16 protein-coding genes and 1 pseudogene are annotated in these 14,828 nt (G+C 67.3%); 7 read left to right on the top strand and 10 right to left on the bottom strand.

The window, feature by feature from the left end; translation table 11 throughout:
* From A5714_RS05445 to A5714_RS05430, 4 genes are all read right to left on the bottom strand, one after another.
* Positions 1 to 1,032: uroporphyrinogen-III C-methyltransferase (locus A5714_RS05445; RefSeq protein WP_197513556.1), on the bottom strand; the 1,032-nt coding region annotated here is incomplete at its 3' end.
* A 23-nt stretch (positions 1,033 to 1,055) separates the two neighbouring features.
* Positions 1,056 to 2,003, bottom strand: a complete 948-nt coding sequence (hemC, locus tag A5714_RS05440; protein WP_068073702.1) for a hydroxymethylbilane synthase — start codon at positions 2,001 to 2,003, stop codon at positions 1,056 to 1,058.
* A 13-nt stretch (positions 2,004 to 2,016) separates the two neighbouring features.
* Positions 2,017 to 3,393: a glutamyl-tRNA reductase gene (locus A5714_RS05435; RefSeq protein ID WP_068283515.1), complete on the bottom strand. Its 1,377-nt coding sequence runs from the start codon at positions 3,391 to 3,393 to the stop codon at positions 2,017 to 2,019.
* Positions 3,394 to 3,517: 124 nt separating this feature from the next.
* Positions 3,518 to 3,787, bottom strand: a complete 270-nt coding sequence (locus tag A5714_RS05430; protein WP_068073637.1) for a glutaredoxin family protein — start codon at positions 3,785 to 3,787, stop codon at positions 3,518 to 3,520.
* Positions 3,788 to 3,881: 94 nt separating this feature from the next.
* Here A5714_RS05430 and A5714_RS05425 point away from each other — a divergent pair, with 94 nt between their 5' ends.
* The 7 genes from A5714_RS05425 (at position 3,882) to A5714_RS05395 (ending at position 10,413) form a co-directional block, all read left to right on the top strand.
* Positions 3,882 to 4,193 carry a WXG100 family type VII secretion target gene (locus tag A5714_RS05425; RefSeq protein WP_068283512.1) on the top strand — a complete coding sequence of 104 codons (312 nt, stop codon included), beginning with the start codon at positions 3,882 to 3,884 and terminating at the stop codon, positions 4,191 to 4,193.
* Positions 4,186 to 4,476 carry a WXG100 family type VII secretion target gene (locus A5714_RS05420; protein ID WP_068073634.1) on the top strand — a complete coding sequence of 97 codons (291 nt, stop codon included), beginning with the start codon at positions 4,186 to 4,188 and terminating at the stop codon, positions 4,474 to 4,476. Before A5714_RS05425 ends, A5714_RS05420 begins: the two co-directional genes overlap by 8 nt.
* Positions 4,477 to 4,480: 4 nt before the next feature.
* Positions 4,481 to 6,952: a putative adhesin gene (locus A5714_RS25130; protein ID WP_082959585.1), complete on the top strand. Its 2,472-nt coding sequence runs from the start codon at positions 4,481 to 4,483 to the stop codon at positions 6,950 to 6,952.
* The gene (locus tag A5714_RS25925; RefSeq protein WP_068283506.1) at positions 6,933 to 7,709 is read left to right on the top strand and encodes an SseB family protein; all 777 of its coding nucleotides are present in this window, start codon (positions 6,933 to 6,935) and stop codon (positions 7,707 to 7,709) included. The genes A5714_RS25130 and A5714_RS25925 overlap by 20 nt, the downstream gene beginning before the upstream one ends.
* Positions 7,710 to 8,002: 293 nt before the next feature.
* Complete coding sequence (locus A5714_RS05405; protein WP_068073630.1) at positions 8,003 to 8,920, top strand: HAD family phosphatase; 918 nt, start codon at positions 8,003 to 8,005, stop codon at positions 8,918 to 8,920.
* A gap of 46 nt (positions 8,921 to 8,966) precedes the next feature.
* Positions 8,967 to 9,479, top strand: coding sequence for a MaoC family dehydratase N-terminal domain-containing protein (locus A5714_RS05400; RefSeq protein ID WP_068073628.1), 513 nt, complete (start codon positions 8,967 to 8,969; stop codon positions 9,477 to 9,479).
* A 10-nt stretch (positions 9,480 to 9,489) separates the two neighbouring features.
* Positions 9,490 to 10,413, top strand: a complete 924-nt coding sequence (locus A5714_RS05395; RefSeq protein ID WP_068073626.1) for a cyclopropane mycolic acid synthase family methyltransferase — start codon at positions 9,490 to 9,492, stop codon at positions 10,411 to 10,413.
* A 104-nt stretch (positions 10,414 to 10,517) separates the two neighbouring features.
* Here A5714_RS05395 and A5714_RS05390 read toward each other — a convergent pair whose 3' ends face one another.
* From A5714_RS05390 to A5714_RS05370, 6 genes and pseudogenes are all read right to left on the bottom strand, one after another.
* Positions 10,518 to 11,603 carry a lysophospholipid acyltransferase family protein gene (locus A5714_RS05390; RefSeq protein WP_197502922.1) on the bottom strand — a complete coding sequence of 362 codons (1,086 nt, stop codon included), beginning with the start codon at positions 11,601 to 11,603 and terminating at the stop codon, positions 10,518 to 10,520.
* On the bottom strand, positions 11,585 to 12,712 hold the full coding sequence (locus A5714_RS05385) for an SDR family oxidoreductase (RefSeq protein WP_068283503.1): 1,128 nt from the start codon (positions 12,710 to 12,712) through the stop codon (positions 11,585 to 11,587). Before A5714_RS05385 ends, A5714_RS05390 begins: the two co-directional genes overlap by 19 nt.
* 46 nt (positions 12,713 to 12,758) lie before the next feature.
* The gene (locus A5714_RS25125) at positions 12,759 to 12,860 is read right to left on the bottom strand and encodes a 30S ribosomal protein bS22 (RefSeq protein WP_003402602.1); all 102 of its coding nucleotides are present in this window, start codon (positions 12,858 to 12,860) and stop codon (positions 12,759 to 12,761) included.
* Between the two features lie 152 nt (positions 12,861 to 13,012).
* Complete coding sequence (locus tag A5714_RS05380) at positions 13,013 to 13,270, bottom strand: cell division/environmental response transcriptional regulator (protein ID WP_068073618.1); 258 nt, start codon at positions 13,268 to 13,270, stop codon at positions 13,013 to 13,015.
* Positions 13,271 to 13,408: 138 nt separating this feature from the next.
* Complete coding sequence (gene proC / locus A5714_RS05375) at positions 13,409 to 14,281, bottom strand: pyrroline-5-carboxylate reductase (RefSeq protein ID WP_197513554.1); 873 nt, start codon at positions 14,279 to 14,281, stop codon at positions 13,409 to 13,411.
* Between the two features lie 27 nt (positions 14,282 to 14,308).
* Positions 14,309 to 14,828 (bottom strand): annotated as a pseudogene (locus tag A5714_RS05370) (acyl-CoA thioesterase domain-containing protein); the annotation flags it as partial.

Genomic DNA, 14,828 nt, shown 5'->3' with positions numbered 1-14,828 from the left:
GGAGGTGAACACGACCCACTGGAAGCGGCCGTCGACCAGGCCCTTGACGGCCCGCTCCATCTGGGCGGGGCTGCGCGGCGGCTCGACGGCGATGGTCGGCACCTCGATCGGCAGGGCGCCGTAAGAGGTGAGGCGCTCGCTCATCTCGCCGGCCTGGTCCTTGGTGCGGGGCACCAGCACGGTCCAGCCGTACAGCGCGCGGCTCTCCCACCAGTTCAGCTTGGCGCGGCTGGCCACCGTCTTGCCGATGGTCACCACGAGCGGCCCGGTCAACGGGCCGGCCGGGTCGGTGCCGCCCAGGACGGCGGAGTCGGTCAGGCCCTGCAGCGTCGTCTCGATGGAACGCTGCTGGCAGGTGGTGCCGTGGGCGGTCACCACGCACGGGGTCGTCTCGGCCAGTTCGTGCTCGATCAGCGTGCGCGCCGAGTCGGCCAGATGCGACGCGGTGGCCTGCAGGATCAGCGGGCCGGGGGCGGCGGCCAGCGCGTCCCAGTCCACCTGCGGGTCGCGGACGTCGGCCACGGTGTGCGACGAGCCGAGCGGCAGGCCCGCGTAGGTGGGCACGGCGTTGGTGGGGGCCAGGCCGGGCACCACCTCGATGTGCAGGTGACTTCGCGCGACCGCGTTGACCTCGGTGATGACGGCGTCGACCGTCAGCGGGTCACCGGCGACCAGCCGCACCACGTCGCAACCTGAACGCGCCTCCGCGGTCAGCGTCTTGGCCACCTCGGCGGGGTCGCCCAGCGCGGGCCGGACGTCCGGGCCGGCGGAGATCACCGCGGGCGGCGTCGGGCCGTGCTCGGCGCCGGGCTGGTCACCGGTGTCCGGTGCGGCCGGGGCGGGGCCGGAGACCGGCGGCAAGTCCTTGCCGATCAACGCCAGCACCGCGTCGGGCACATCGGGGTCGGTGAACACCAAGGCGGCGTTCGCCAGCACCGCGGCGGCCCGCGTCGTCAGCAATCCCGGATCACCCGGACCGGAGCCCACGTACGTGATGCGGCCGGGTGTCGGCTTACGCCCTCGCGTCGTCATTGTCGCTCCCACGTAACTCGCACTTAATTCCCTCGCGTCTGGTCCTGCCGCGCTCCGCGCATCAGCTCCCGCGCCCCGAGCTCGAACAACTCCGCGGCGACCGAAAGCCCAAGCTCCCGTGCCCCTCCGGGAGAGCCGATGCCGGACGCGCGGATCACGTCGGACCCATCCAGCGCCGCCACGCAACCGCGCAGCGACAGCTCTTCGAAGATCCGGCCGTCCTCATCGATGGACTCGACCACTTCGGCGATCGCGCCCACCGGTGCGGAGCAACCGGCCTCCAGTTCGGCCAGCAGGGTTCGCTCCGCGGTGACCGCCGCACGCGTGTCGGCGTCGTCCAACTCCGCCAGCACTGCCGCCAACCCGCTGTCTTCGGCGCGGCATTCGACGGCGAGAGCGCCCTGGGCCGGTGCGGGCAACATCTGCACCGGCTCTAGCGTCTCGGTGACATCGTCGAGGCGGCCCAGCCGGGCCAATCCGGCCCTGGCCACCACGATCGCGTCAAGATCACCACTGCTTACCCTGTTCAACCTGGTATCTAGGTTGCCTCGTAGGGGGCGGATTTCCAAACCGAGACCCAATGCCCTAAGCTGCGCAGCCCGCCGCGGCGACGAGGTGCCCACCAGCGAACCGGGCGGCAACTCTCCCAGCACCAAGCCGTCGCGGGCCACCACCGCGTCCCGGGGGTCGTTGCGCGCGGGAATGGCCGCTATCGCAAACCGCGGGTCGTCGGCGGTCGGCAGGTCCTTATGGGAGTGCACCGCGGCGTCCACCCGGCCCGCCACCATGGCCTCGCGCAGCGCGGTGGTGAAGACCCCCACGCCGAGGGTGTCGATGGGCGCCGACGAGCGGTCGCCGGCGGTGGTGATGGTGACAAGCTCGGCCGGGTGCCCGAGGTCGATCAGGGCGTCCCGCACGGTGCCGGCCTGGGTGGTGGCCAACAGGCTGCCCCGCGTGCCTATCCGGATCACGTTCCGCAATCGGCTACTCGGCCGGTTGCTGCGGGCGGCCCGCGTCGAATTCCGTTGTGACCAACGGTAATTCGGCTGCGGCAACGGCGGCCACGGAATCGATGGCAGTTTGGTCGAGTTCGAACAGTTCACGCAGCGCCTCGGCGTAGCTGTCACCGCCGGGTGCGCTGGCGAGTTGCTTGATGCGGACGGTCGGCGCGTGCAGCAGCTTGTCCACGACGCGGCGCACGGTGCGGGCCACCTCTTCGCGCTGCGCGGTTTCCAGGCCGGGCAGCCGGTTGTCCAGCCGCAGCAGCTCCGCCTCGACCACGTCGGCGGCACGCTGGCGCAGCGCGGTGACGGTCGGGGTCACCTCGGCCATCCGCTGCCCGGCGAGGTAGGCGCCGACCTCGGCGGCAACGATGTGGCGGGCGGCGTCGACGTCGGCGGCGGTGGCATGCGCGGACGGCTCGTGCTGGACGCGGTCGACGTCGACGACCCAGACGCCGGGCAGGCCGGCCACCGCTGGGTCGACGTCGCGGGGCATGCCCAGGTCGCAGATGACCAGGGGCGTCGCGTCGTCGCGGCGGGCCGCGGCCAACGCGTTGTGCACGTCGGCCAGCGACACCACCGGGCTCACCGCGCCGGTGCAGCTGACCACGACGTCGGCCTCGGCCAGGGCGTCCGCGAGGTGGTCCAAGGGCCACGCCTCGGCCTGCACGCCGTTCTCGCGGATCTTGTGCACCAGCCGCTGCCCACGGGACAGCGACCGATTCAGGACGTGGACGCACCGGATGCCCGCCCGGGTCAGGTGCGCGGCCGACAGGGCGCCCATCGAGCCGGCCCCCACCACGACGGCGGTCTTGCCGGACAGCCCGCCCAGCCGGCGTTCGGCCAGGTCCAAGGCGACGGATACCACCGAGGCGCCCGCGGCGTCGATGGCGGTCTCCGAGTGGACCCGCTTGCCCACCGAGAGCGCCCGCTGCGCCAGCTCGTGCAGGACCCGGCCGACGGTCCGGTTGGTCTCGGCGGTGGCGTAGGCGCGGCGCACCTGGCCCAGCACCTGCTGCTCACCGATCACCGCCGAGTCCAGGCCGCTGGCCACCGCGAACAGGTGCTCGACGGCGGCCTCGCTGTAGCGGACGTAGGCGTGTTTGGTCAGGTCGGCCATGGACAACCCGGAGTGTTCCGACAGCACCTGCCCGATGGCCGCCAACCCGCCGTGGAACGCGTCCACCACGGCATAGACCTCGACGCGGTTGCAAGTCGACAGCACCATCGCCTCGGTCACCAGCGGCGACTGCAACACCCGGTCGACGATTTTGCCCTGATCGGACTCGTCGATGCTGAGTTGTTCCAGAACGGATACCGGCGCACTGCGGTGCGAAACCCCGAAGAGCAAGACGCTCACGGCAGCATCACCTGGCCAGCTCCCTTGCTTCCTCCAGTAACTGAACTGCTGTCCACGGTAAACGTTTATCAGCTGGGCTACCAAATAATTGACCGACGTCACTGCCCCGCTCGGGGCCGCCCGGTCAGCGGGCCAGGTCGGCGCGCAATCGCGGCTCGTCGATGTCCCAATAGCTGTGCTCGCGGCCGTCGAGCAAGACCACCGGCAGCCGGTCCCCGAACTCGGCGCGCAGCCCCGCATCGCCCGCCGCGGCCGCGGCGTCGACATCCGTCGTCGACAGCTCGAAGCCCAGCTCACCCGCCAGTGCGAGGAGCCTGGCGTGCACCCGCTCGCACAGCGTGCAGCCGTCGCGGGTGAGCAACTGCACCTGCGGCCGCCCGCCGGGTTGGGTCATGGGGACCAGTGTGGCATCGGCCGGGCGCGGATGGCGTTTCCCGGTGGCGCCAGGGTGGATTGTGGGACCGCGCAAAATTGATTAGCTTCCCGCTATGAGCGCTGATGGGACGGTGCGCGTCGATCCGACCGTGTTGCAGGGGCACGCCGTCTCCGTCGGCGGCGCGGCCGAGCAGTTGATGCAGCAGCTGGCCCAGCTCGACGACCAAGTGGGACAGGTTCTGGGCGGGTGGCAGGGCACGGCCGGGTCGGCCTACGCGTCGGCGTGGCGACAGTGGCACCAGGGAGCGCGCGAAGTGCAGGCCGGCCTAGCATTGCTGGCGCACCTGGTCGGGCAGGCCAGTGAGGCGTACGAGAACAACGAGGCCCGGTCGGCGCAGGCGGAGCGGGCGGTGCGCGGTGGCTGAGCCGTTCCGAGTGGATCCGCAGGCATTGGCCGACGCCGTGCGACGGATGGCGGCGTTTCAGCGCTACGCCGAGGAGGCGATCGCCGAAATCGATTCGCGCGTAACACGCTTGCACGAGACCTGGACGGGTGAGGCGGCGGCCGCGCACGCCGAGGCGCACCAGCACTGGGCGCGCGGCGAGGCCATGATGCGCGAGGCGCTGACGCAGCTGCAGAAGGTGGCGACGACAGCGCACGACAACTACACCGGGGCGATGTCGACGAACCTGCGCATGTGGTCGTGATGCGATGGCGCCGCTGGCGTGTGATCCCGCAGCCCTAGACCGCACGGGTGCCACGGTGGTGGCCGCCGGGGTCACGATGGGTTCGGCGATCACCGACCTGGTCGCCGCGCTGTCGGGAAGCAAGGGCATGGCCGGTGACGACCCCGTGGGCGCGTCGGTGGGCCGGGCCTATGACGGCGCGGCCGGCAAGGTCATCCAGGCGATGGCCGACGCCCGCAATGGGCTGTGCAGCATCGGCGATGGCGTGCGTGTCTCGGCGCACAACTACGCCGTGGCCAACGCATCGTCGGATGTGACGGGCCGCGCGGCCGGGTTGCCGCAGCCGGAGGTGACGGGCCCGCTGATTGCCGGGGCGGTGCCGTCGGCGGTCGGTGCCGGTACGGGCGCGCCGGCCGGTTGGGGATGGGTGGAGCCCTATATCGGCATGATCTGGCCGACCGGCGATTCGGCGAAATTGCGGACGGCGGCGGGCGCTTGGACGAAGGCGTGGGTCAGCTTCGTGGCCACCGAGGTGACGTCGGGTGGCCCCGCGATGGCCGTCATCGCGGGCCAGCGGATACCCGAGGGCGACGCCATCGTCACAGCGCTTACGGAAGCCACCAAGACCACCACCAACGTCGGGCGGCAATGTCAGACCATCGCAACCCAGCTGAATAGCTACGCCGACCACGTCGACCAGGTGCACACCGCGATTGTGGATCTGCTATCGCGCATCTGCGACCCCATGACCGGCATCAAAGAGGTCTGGGATCTGCTGACCGACGAAGACGAAGACGAAATCAAGCGCATTGCCGACGACATCCAAACGGTGGTCGACAACTTCGCGCACGAGGCCGAGGCGTTGGCCGGTGAGATCCGCAACGCCATGGCCGCGGCGGCCGCAGCGGCAAAGGACATGGCCCACTGGGCGGACAAGGAGTGGGACCACTTCCTACACGCGACGCCGGTCGGCAAGGCGGTCAACCAGGTAGGTCAAGCCTTCGAAGGCCTGGGCCAGGAAGGCTGGGAGTTCGTCAAGGGTCTCTGGAGCATGAGCCCGAACCGGCTGTTAACCGACCCAGATGGTTACGGCAAAGACATGAGCGGCATGGCTCAGGGACTCGGGTCGCTCGTCGGATTGGGCCCCGACGGCGGGCCCGGTGTCACCGAGTCGTGGAAGGAGCTGGGCAAAGACCTTTCCCACTGGGACGAGTGGAGCAAAAATCCTGCCAAAGCGCTCGGAAAGTCGACCTTTGATGTGTTGACACTCGCGTTGCCCGGCGGACCGCTATCGAAGCTGGGCAAGACAGGACATGCCGCTGCCGATGCGGTGAAAGGCCTGAAGAAGCCGCCCGAGCTCAAACCCCCGACGGTCAAGCCTCCGGCCGATCCCGCCCCGAGTCCGCCGAAGCCACCGGAATCCCCGGGCGCCCCCAAACCACCGGAACCCGGCCAGCCGGCGCCAGCGCCCCAGGGCAAACCGGCACCCTCCGGCAAACCGGCGCCGGGCCCCGCCGACGGTCCGCTGCCGCACAGCCCCACCGAGTCCCAACCGCCACCCGCGGCGAAGCCTCCAGCGGGTGAAGCACCCAAAGCCCCCGCGGCTCCGTCGCAGCCCCATGGCCAGCCCCAAGCACCGCCAGTACACTCCCCCGGCGAGCACTTCACACCGCCTCATCCGCAGTCTGGAGAACCCAGCGCTCCACCGACACCCAAGCCACCCGGCGTTCATCCGCCCGAGGCGACGCCGCCCCCAGCGCGTGCACCGCACTTGCCGCCGCCGATTACGCCAACTTCCGTCCCACACGGCCTCCCAGTTGAAGCGTCGTTGCCTCCTAGCGAACTACCGCTCGGCAGTGAAGCGAGCCCGCGGCCACCTGAGTTGCCCCGGCTCCCCGATGGCCCGCCTGTACCGGTCGACGGCGGCGGACCACCGCCAGATCCAGTGCCTGCGGAAACTCATCCTGCAGAGTCAACGCCGGCCCATAACGGTCCTGTAACTGGTCACGGCAACCAACCGCCCACAGGAGCGCCGCTTGGAGCCATTGAAGTTGCCGACCAGGCAACGGACGAAGTCGTCATCAGCGGTCACGGTGGTTACTCGCCAATCCACGGCCCGACTGTTGTGCCGCACGGAACCACAGTTATCGCCTATGCCGAGCACGGGTCCTCAATTACCGATGCTCTCGGCAATCTGATCGAAACTCGCGGTGACACCTCTCGAGTCTTTTCGCAGGTTTTCTACGCGGGCGAATCTCTACCCGACTACACAATCTTTCCGCCTGATGGCCTCAATATTTTGGGAGATCCGCGGACAGTACTAATCCCGACTCGACTTAGCGAACTGCTAGAAGACAATATGGGCAGAGTCCATCTCGCAGTATGTACTTACGACGGTACCTGTCCTACCGGAAAGCTGTATGATGTGGAAGGAATTTGGGACGAATCGACGGGCGAATTAAGCCCTTACGAAAGGCATGGCGAAGGTGCCGGCTAGCGATGACGTAGAAGAACTTATAAGTGTTGCCGCACGGTCGGAAGGCGAAGCCGACCTTACAGATCTAGTGCATACATTGAGGTCACACGAAGTTTTTATGCCCTTCAAACGGGCCCTCCGGCAAGGCAAAGAAGTTAAAACCGTTCCTTTACTTCTACTGCCCGACGGCACGCATGCGATGATGGTGTACACCTCTCGAACCCATTCCGATCTGCCAGACAGCTTCGCGGGGGCCACCTTTGAATCCGCACTGCAGGCCGCTCTTAAGATGCCAGCACTCGACTGGGTGATAATTACCAATGAAAGTTCTGAGTGGGTATCAATCCACAAGACGCGAATCCCCGCATATCTTGACGAAGTGCGCAACGACCCTACCGACGCATCACCTTCCCGAGTTGAGCACAATTCCGACGTGGAAGAGCTAATTAGTCGCGCTGTCGGTTCGACATCCATAAGTTCGGTGGCTGCAGTAACGGCCGCGCTTGAAAATCGCGAAGTGTTCCTAGATATGAGTACAGTTTCAAGGGAAGACGGCCGGCAGAGCATGAATACATTTATCATTGAACCCCTCGGACTGACAATACGTGCGTACACCAACCGAATTCGACCAGGTATCAGATATGGGGGGCTTCGATGGCCTGCGCTAAGAGAGATGGTTCGCGAGCTGCCCGACATCAAGGGCGTCCAGGTGATGAACAATTCGGATGACTGGATAATCATCGATCGAAAATCTCTAGGACTCAACGAAAGCAATTAAGCATGGAGCTCATCGGGGCATACCCCCCAGTATGCCGTCAAGAATCTGCAGACGCGAATGAACGAGGCAGCAAGACATTGTCACAGGGTCTTTCGTCTCAGTCACGGCCTTCGAGGAACTAGAATATCTCGGCGACTGAGCATCGCCCGCCCGTCGAGCGTGACATCCTCGCACCTCACCGCCTCCATCCCTGACGCCAGCGTCACACTCGGCGGCGACGGCGCCGCCCGATAGTGTTGATCCCGGCCGCTCACTGGTCACCGGGAAAGGACAGCGATTTGGGAGGTGTGGCGATGACTTCCTCTGAAGCGGATGACCCGGTGAACACCGGTACCGCCGGTCGCGTCGACCCCGAATCGCTGGCCGCCGACGCCAGCGCGGCCCGCGCCATCGAGGGCATGCGCGAGACGGCGGCCGACCCGGACCGCCCGCAGCCCCCGATCGACCTGACTGCCGCCGCGTTCTTCGACGTCGACAACACCCTGGTGCAGGGCTCCTCGGCGGTACACTTCGGCCGCGGGCTCGCCGCGCGTAATTACTTCACCTACCGCGACGTGCTCGGGTTCATCTACGCGCAGGCCAAGTTTCAGGTGCTCGGCAAGGAGAACAGCAACGACGTCGCGGCCGGCCGACGCAAGGCCCTCACGTTCATCGAGGGCCGGTCGGTCGACGAGCTGGTGGCCCTCGGCGAGGAGATCTACGAAGAGATCATCGCCGACAAGATCTGGCCCGGCACCCGCGAGCTCACCCAGATGCACCTCGACGCCGGCCAGCAGGTGTGGCTGATCACCGCCACCCCGTACGAGCTCGCCGCCACCATCGCCCGTCGGCTCGGCCTGACGGGGGCGCTGGGCACGGTGGCCGAGTCGGTCGACGGCGTGTTCACCGGCCGGCTCGTCGGCGACATCCTGCACGGCGCCGGCAAGGCGCACGCCGTGCGCTCGCTGGCCATCCGCGAGGGGCTGAACCTCAAACGCTGCACCGCCTACTCCGACAGCTTCAACGACGTCCCGATGCTGTCGCTGGTGGGCACCGCGGTCGCGATCAACCCCGACGCGCGGCTGCGTACGCTGGCCCGGGAGCGCGGCTGGGAGATTCGCGACTTCCGCACCGCGCGCAAGGCCGCGCGCATCGGCGTGCCCTCGGCTCTGGCGCTGGGAGCGGCCGGCGGCGCGTTGGCCGCTGTGGCGTCCCGGCGCCAATCGCGCTGATAGGCTGCGCCGCTGAGCGACTATTCGAGCGGAGAGTGACGACGGCATGGCAAGGTTCCAAGAGGCCGACAGCATCATCGGCAGCCATTACCGGGCGCCGGACTACTTCGAGGTGGGCCGCGAGAAGATCCGCGAGTTCGCGCTGGCCGTGAAGAACGATCACCCGACGCACTACAGCGAAGAGGACGCCGCCGCCGCCGGCTACCCGTCCGTGGTGGCGCCGCTGACGTTCCTAGCGGTCGCGGGGCGCCGGGTGCAGCTGGAGATCTTCACCAAATTCAGCATCCCCATCAACATCGCCCGGGTCATCCACCGCGACCAGAAATTCCTCTTCCATCGGCCCATCTTGGCCCACGACAAGCTGTACTTTGACACCTACTTAGACTCGGTGATTGAGTCGCACGGAACCGTGCTCGCTGAGATCCGCAGCGAGGTGACGAATGCCGACGGCGAACCGGTGGTCACCAGCATCGTCACGATGTTGGGGGAGTCCGCACATCACGAGGCCGGCACTGAGGAAACAGTTGCCGCAATTGCATCCATATCAGCCGGAAAGTAGGGTCAATTCAATGACGTCACAGGGGGATCTGGGAAACACCCAGCTCAAGCCGCCAGTCGAGGCAGTCCGCTCCCACTACGACAAGTCCAACGAGTTCTTCAAGCTGTGGCTTGATCCGTCGATGACCTACAGCTGCGCCTACTTCGACGAAAACCCCGATCCGAACAATCTGACCAAGACGCTCGAAGAGGCCCAGTACGCCAAGCGCAAGCTCGCCTTGGACAAGCTGAACCTGGAGCCGGGCATGACGCTGCTCGACATCGGCAGCGGCTGGGGTTCGACCATGCGTCATGCGGTGGCCGAGTACGACGTCGACGTCATCGGCTTGACGTTGAGCGAGAACCAGCACGCCCACTGCGTCGCCGAATTCGAGAAGATGGACAGCCCCCGCCGCAAAGAGGTGCGCATCCAGGGCTGGGAGGAGTTCGACGAGCCGGTCGACCGGATCGTGTCGCTGGGTGCGTTCGAGCACTTCGCCGACGGCGCCGGTGACGCCGGATACGAGCGCTACGCCACCTTCTTCAAGAAGTACTACGACCTGCTGCCCGACGACGGCCGCATGTTGCTGCACTCGATCGTGGTCCCGAGCCGCGAAGAGGGCAACAAGATGGGCCTCAAGGTCAACATGACCCTGCTGCGGTTCATCAGCTTCATCCTCAAGGAGATCTACCCGGGCGGGAAGCTGCCCCAGGTCGACCTGGTCGACAAGTACTCCACCGAGGCGGGCTTCAAGATCGAGCGGCACCACTTCATCGGCAAGAACTACGTGCCGACGCTGACCGCGTGGGGCGACGCCCTCGAAGCGCACAAGGACGAGGCGATCGCCCTGAAGGGCCAGGAAACCTACGACATCTACCTGAAGTACCTACGCGGCTGCTCCGACCTGTTCCGCGACGGCTACACCAACGTCTGCCAGTTCACGCTGGTCAAGTAACTCCACACCGCAAAACGCCCCGGAAGCCATTGGCGCCGGGGCGTTTTCGCGCTCGCGTCCGTTGGCCTGATAGCGAAGACTCGCGGGCCGCGAAGCGAAGACTTTCAGCCGAAGAAGATGTTGCGCCGCCCGGCGAGCAGCCGATACAGCGTTTGCTGGATGGTCTCGCGGACCTGATCGGTCAGCTCGAAGGTGACCATCGGGTCGTCGGCGTCCGAAGCGGAGTAGTCGTCGGTGTGAATCGGCTCGCCGAACGCGATGCGCCACTTCGACGGCAGCGGCACCAGGCCCAGCGGTCCGGCCAGGGGGAATAGCGGCGTGACCGGGAAATACGGCAGCCCGAACAGCCGGGCGAGCAGCTTCACGTCGGTCAGCATCGGGTAGATCTCTTCCGAGCCGACGATCGAGCACGGCACGATGGGCGCCTTGGTGCGCAGCGCCGCCGTCACGAAGCCGCCCCGACCGAACCGCTGCAGCCGGTACCGGTCCTCAAATCGCTTGCCCAGCCCCTTGTAGCCCTCCGGGAAGACCGCGGTGAGCTCGCCGGCGGCGAGCAGCCGGTGCGCGTCGGTGGTGCACGCCATGGTGTGGCCCGCCTTGCGCGCCGCCTCCCCCACCACCGGCAGGTCGAACACCATGTCGGCGGCGAGCAATCGCATGTCGCGCTGCGCGGGGTGTTCGTCGTGCACGGCCACCGACAGCATCAACCCGTCGAACGGCAGCACACCGGCGTGGTTGGCGACCACCAGCGCCGCGCCCTCGGCCGGCAGATTCTCGATGCCGGTGACCTCGACCCGGAACCATGACCGGAAGAAGAGCCTGAGCAGCGGCCGCACGATCGCGCTGTTGAAGTGCGGGTCGAAGCCGAATTCGTCGACGGTGTAGTCCCCGGTGAGGCGCTGCCGGAAGAAGCCGGCCACCGCGGCGACGCGTTGCGCCAGTTCGTTGAGCGGCGCGTCCGCGGACGAGCCGCTGGCGCGGCGGTGTTCGTCGATCTCGCGGACCACCGCGGCGATCTGCTCGGCCGACGCGCGGCTGTTCGGATCGGAGAGCAACGAGGGGTGCTGGCGGGACGACTCCGCGCGCTGATCGGCCTTGCGACGCGCCGCTACCCGACCTCGATTGCTATGCAGCGGAATGACATTCGCTCTTGTTTCACCCGCCACGATACCTACCTGACCCCACCCCACGGAATTGGATTTCGGCTACCCCAGCGCTGGGCCAAGGATATGGCGCGACTCTCCAAGGAGCGTACCCGATGCGGGTCGATTATGGGAGTCAGGCTTCTGCCGCGCACATAGTCGTCGAAGGCTTCTGCCGTCGTCCATTTCGGCTGGTAGCCAAGCTCGGAACGCATTCGGCTGGTGTCCATGACGCGGCCGTAACTTAGATAATCGAATTGATCGCGACTGATTTCGTTGTAACGGTTAGCCCGTCTCAACGAATCCAGCGCCCACACGCCGAAACCCGGTACTGGCAACGGGATTCGGCCCGCTCGTCGAATTGCCTGGGACAACATGATGATTCCGTCGGCGCCGATGTTGAAAGTGCCGGCCTTGCCGGCCATCGCTGCCCGCTCGAGCGCGCCCAACGCGTCCTGTTCGTGCAGCAGCTGCAGGCGCCCGTCGCGGCCGAACATCGTCGGCACCAAGGGCCCGGCGAGATAACGCGACAGCGTGGTGTCCATCGCCGGCCCGATCATGTTGGCCAGCCGCAGGATCGTCACCGCGATATCGGGGCGGCGGCGCCCCAACCCGCGCGCGTAGGCCTCGATGTCGAGACTGTCCTTGGCGAAGCCGTTGCGAAACGGCCGGCGGCTGGTGCTGTCCTCGGTGAACATCACCGGATCGTGGGCGCTGGAGCCGTAGACCTCCGACGTCGACTTGAGCACGACGCGGCGCACCGAGGGCGCCTTCTGGCAGGCGGCGAACAGCTGCATCGCGCCCATCACGTTGATTTCCTTCAACGCCGCGGTGCCGCCGGAACGCGGCGCGTAGGACGCGGCGGCGGCGTGCACCACCGTGTCGACGTCGCCGTTTCGAATCACCTTGGCGATGAAGGGGTTCCGGATGTCGGCGCGCACGAACTCCGCGCGACCCATCCGGCGCAGCATGTCCTTGCTGGGGGCGATCGCGTCGACCGCGATCACCGACTTGATCGACGGGTTCTGCGCGAGCCGAGCCGTCAGATACCCGCCGAGAAAGCGACAGGCACCGGTGACCAGCACGACTTTCGGGTAGTGCGCCGCGGCAGCGGTGGTGTCGCCCGCTCCGGCGTCATCCCCACTCGTCGGATCCACCCAAACAGCCTAACGAGACAAACGGCGCGTGGGCCGCGGGCAGCGCTTACTTGCCGAGTTTTCTGCGCTGCACCCGGGTGCGACGCAGCAGCTTACGGTGCTTTTTCTTCGACATGCGCTTGCGCCGCTTCTTGATTACTGAACCCATGAACTCCGCTATCTGACCGTGGCCTACATCATCGATTGGACATCGATTGGACCCGGATACTCTACCCGGCCGCACGCATGGAACACCAAACGGGCGCCGCCCGTCGGCCGGATGACAGAAAGCTCGGCTCCGCCCGCGGGCGGACGCTGCGCTCAGCCCGCGTCGAAGTAGGACGTCTCCAGCATGTCGTGCACGGCCTTGGAGTGGACGCGGAAGGACCGTCCCACCCTGACCGCGGGCAGTTCACCGTTGTGCACCAGCCGGTACACCGTCATCTTGGAGACCCGCATCAACGCCGCCACCTCGGCGACGGTGAGGAATTGCGTCCTGCCCTGCTGGCCATCGCCGGAACCGCCGTCCCGCGTCTTGCCTGCGGAATCTCGCGCTGATGGCCCGTTCGTAGACGTCATCGCTACCCAATCGTGTCAGGCACGCGCATGCCAGCGGCTTCCCCTCCGCTGGCACCACACGTGCTTACAAAGAGGAGAATAGCGGTACTGATGGGGTTATTGGTACTGGTGGGGGACAATCAATTTCGACATCTTAAATTATTCCGATGTAATTCTTAGCTGCTCAGAGCGCGTTTTGGCGGCCCGGACGGCGGCGTCGACGGTCGCCCGCAGGCCGCCCCGTTCGAGTTCGCGCAGCGCAGCGGCGGTGGTGCCGCCCGGTGAGGTCACCGAGGCCCGCAGCTGGGTGGGCGTGGTGTCCACCCGCGGGGCGGCGCCCTGGTTGTCACCCGTGCGCTCGGCGTCCAGGCGTTCGAGCAGCATGGCCGCCGCCCCGGCCATGGTCTGGGTGGTCAAATCGGTCGCGACGTCGCGGCCGAGGCCCGCGGCGACGGCCGCGTCGATCAGGGCCTCGACCATCAGGAAGAAGTAGGCGGGTCCGGAGCCGGACAGCGCCGTGACGGTGTCCATCTGCGCCTCCGGCACGGTCAGCACGCCGCCGACGGCGTCGAACAACGCGGTGACGCCCTCGAGTTGCGGGCCGGTGACGAACCGGCCCTTGGCCAGGGCGGTCACCCCGGCACCCACGAGCGCCGCCGTGTTCGGCATGGCCCGCACCACCGGGGTCCCGGCGGGCAGTTTGGCCTCGAAGTAGGTGATCGTGATCCCGGCCGCGACGGTGACGAAGACCTGCTCGGCAGTGTCGTTCTCGGCTGCGCCGACCGCCCGGGCGATCTCGGTCATCACCGAGTCGACGTCGGCGGGCTTCACCGCGACCACGACGAAGGACGCGTTGTCCACCGCCTCGGCGACCGACGTGACGCGCACCGAGTAGGTCTCGGCCAGGTAGTCGGCGCGCTCGGGCACCCGCTCCACCACCGCCAGGTCCTTGACGTGGCGGCCCGCGCGCAGCAGGCCCGACAGCAGCGCCTCCCCGATGCTGCCGCCACCGATGATCGCGATTTTCGCCATGCCGGACAGCATCGCAGACACCGGCGTTCAGCCGGCGGCAGGGACCAACGCCAGTTGCCGCGCCTGCACCACCAGGCGCCCCAGGCTGTCGACGACGATGTGGTCCTCGTCGAACCAGTCGTGCCCGATCTCGGTGCACGTCGCGATGATCCGCAGCCAGCCGTCGGCGGGCAGACCCCGCAGAAAGGCCGTCAGTTGGATCGTGGGCGCCCAACCGGTGCGTTCGACGGCAAAGGTCACCGGCGCGGACAGATCACCGCACATCAGCGCGAACAGCGCATCCGGGGCCACGCCGCGGGGTCGCGCCCACATCTGGATCACCGGGGGCTTGCCGTCGACGCTGGGCCCCAGGGTGGACAGCAGCGGCCGCACGTCGCAGCCCTCGCCGAGGTGCACCAACCCGGCCAGGGGGTGACCGGGGCCGATCGGGGCGATGTCGTCGGGCGGTTCGGGCGCCATCAGGTCCACGACCGGGTTGGCCGACAACAGCGGCTTGGCGGGTCCGTCCGCGGGAAAGTGCTCCGGCTCGCCGAGGTTGACCACGGCG

This window comes from Mycobacterium sp. E2462 (assembly GCF_001672685.1).
Classification (GTDB): Bacteria; Actinomycetota; Actinomycetes; order Mycobacteriales; family Mycobacteriaceae; genus Mycobacterium.
This window is presented reverse-complemented; position numbering and strand designations above follow the sequence as displayed.

Bases quoted from the DNA above. Each gene is read 5' to 3' on its own strand.
- A5714_RS05405 (WP_068073630.1), top strand. From the start codon at position 8,003: ATGACTTCCTCTGAAGCGGATGACCCGGTGAACACCGGTACCGCCGGT.
- A5714_RS25125 (WP_003402602.1), bottom strand. From the start codon at position 12,860: ATGGGTTCAGTAATCAAGAAGCGGCGCAAGCGCATGTCGAAGAAAAAG.
- A5714_RS05400 (WP_068073628.1), top strand. From the start codon at position 8,967: ATGGCAAGGTTCCAAGAGGCCGACAGCATCATCGGCAGCCATTACCGG.
- A5714_RS25925 (WP_068283506.1), top strand. From the start codon at position 6,933: ATGGCGAAGGTGCCGGCTAGCGATGACGTAGAAGAACTTATAAGTGTT.
- A5714_RS05430 (WP_068073637.1), bottom strand. From the start codon at position 3,787: ATGACCCAACCCGGCGGGCGGCCGCAGGTGCAGTTGCTCACCCGCGAC.
- A5714_RS05395 (WP_068073626.1), top strand. From the start codon at position 9,490: ATGACGTCACAGGGGGATCTGGGAAACACCCAGCTCAAGCCGCCAGTC.
- A5714_RS05425 (WP_068283512.1), top strand. From the start codon at position 3,882: ATGAGCGCTGATGGGACGGTGCGCGTCGATCCGACCGTGTTGCAGGGG.
- A5714_RS05380 (WP_068073618.1), bottom strand. From the start codon at position 13,270: ATGACGTCTACGAACGGGCCATCAGCGCGAGATTCCGCAGGCAAGACG.
- proC (WP_197513554.1), bottom strand. From the start codon at position 14,281: ATGGCGAAAATCGCGATCATCGGTGGCGGCAGCATCGGGGAGGCGCTG.
- A5714_RS25130 (WP_082959585.1), top strand. From the start codon at position 4,481: ATGGCGCCGCTGGCGTGTGATCCCGCAGCCCTAGACCGCACGGGTGCC.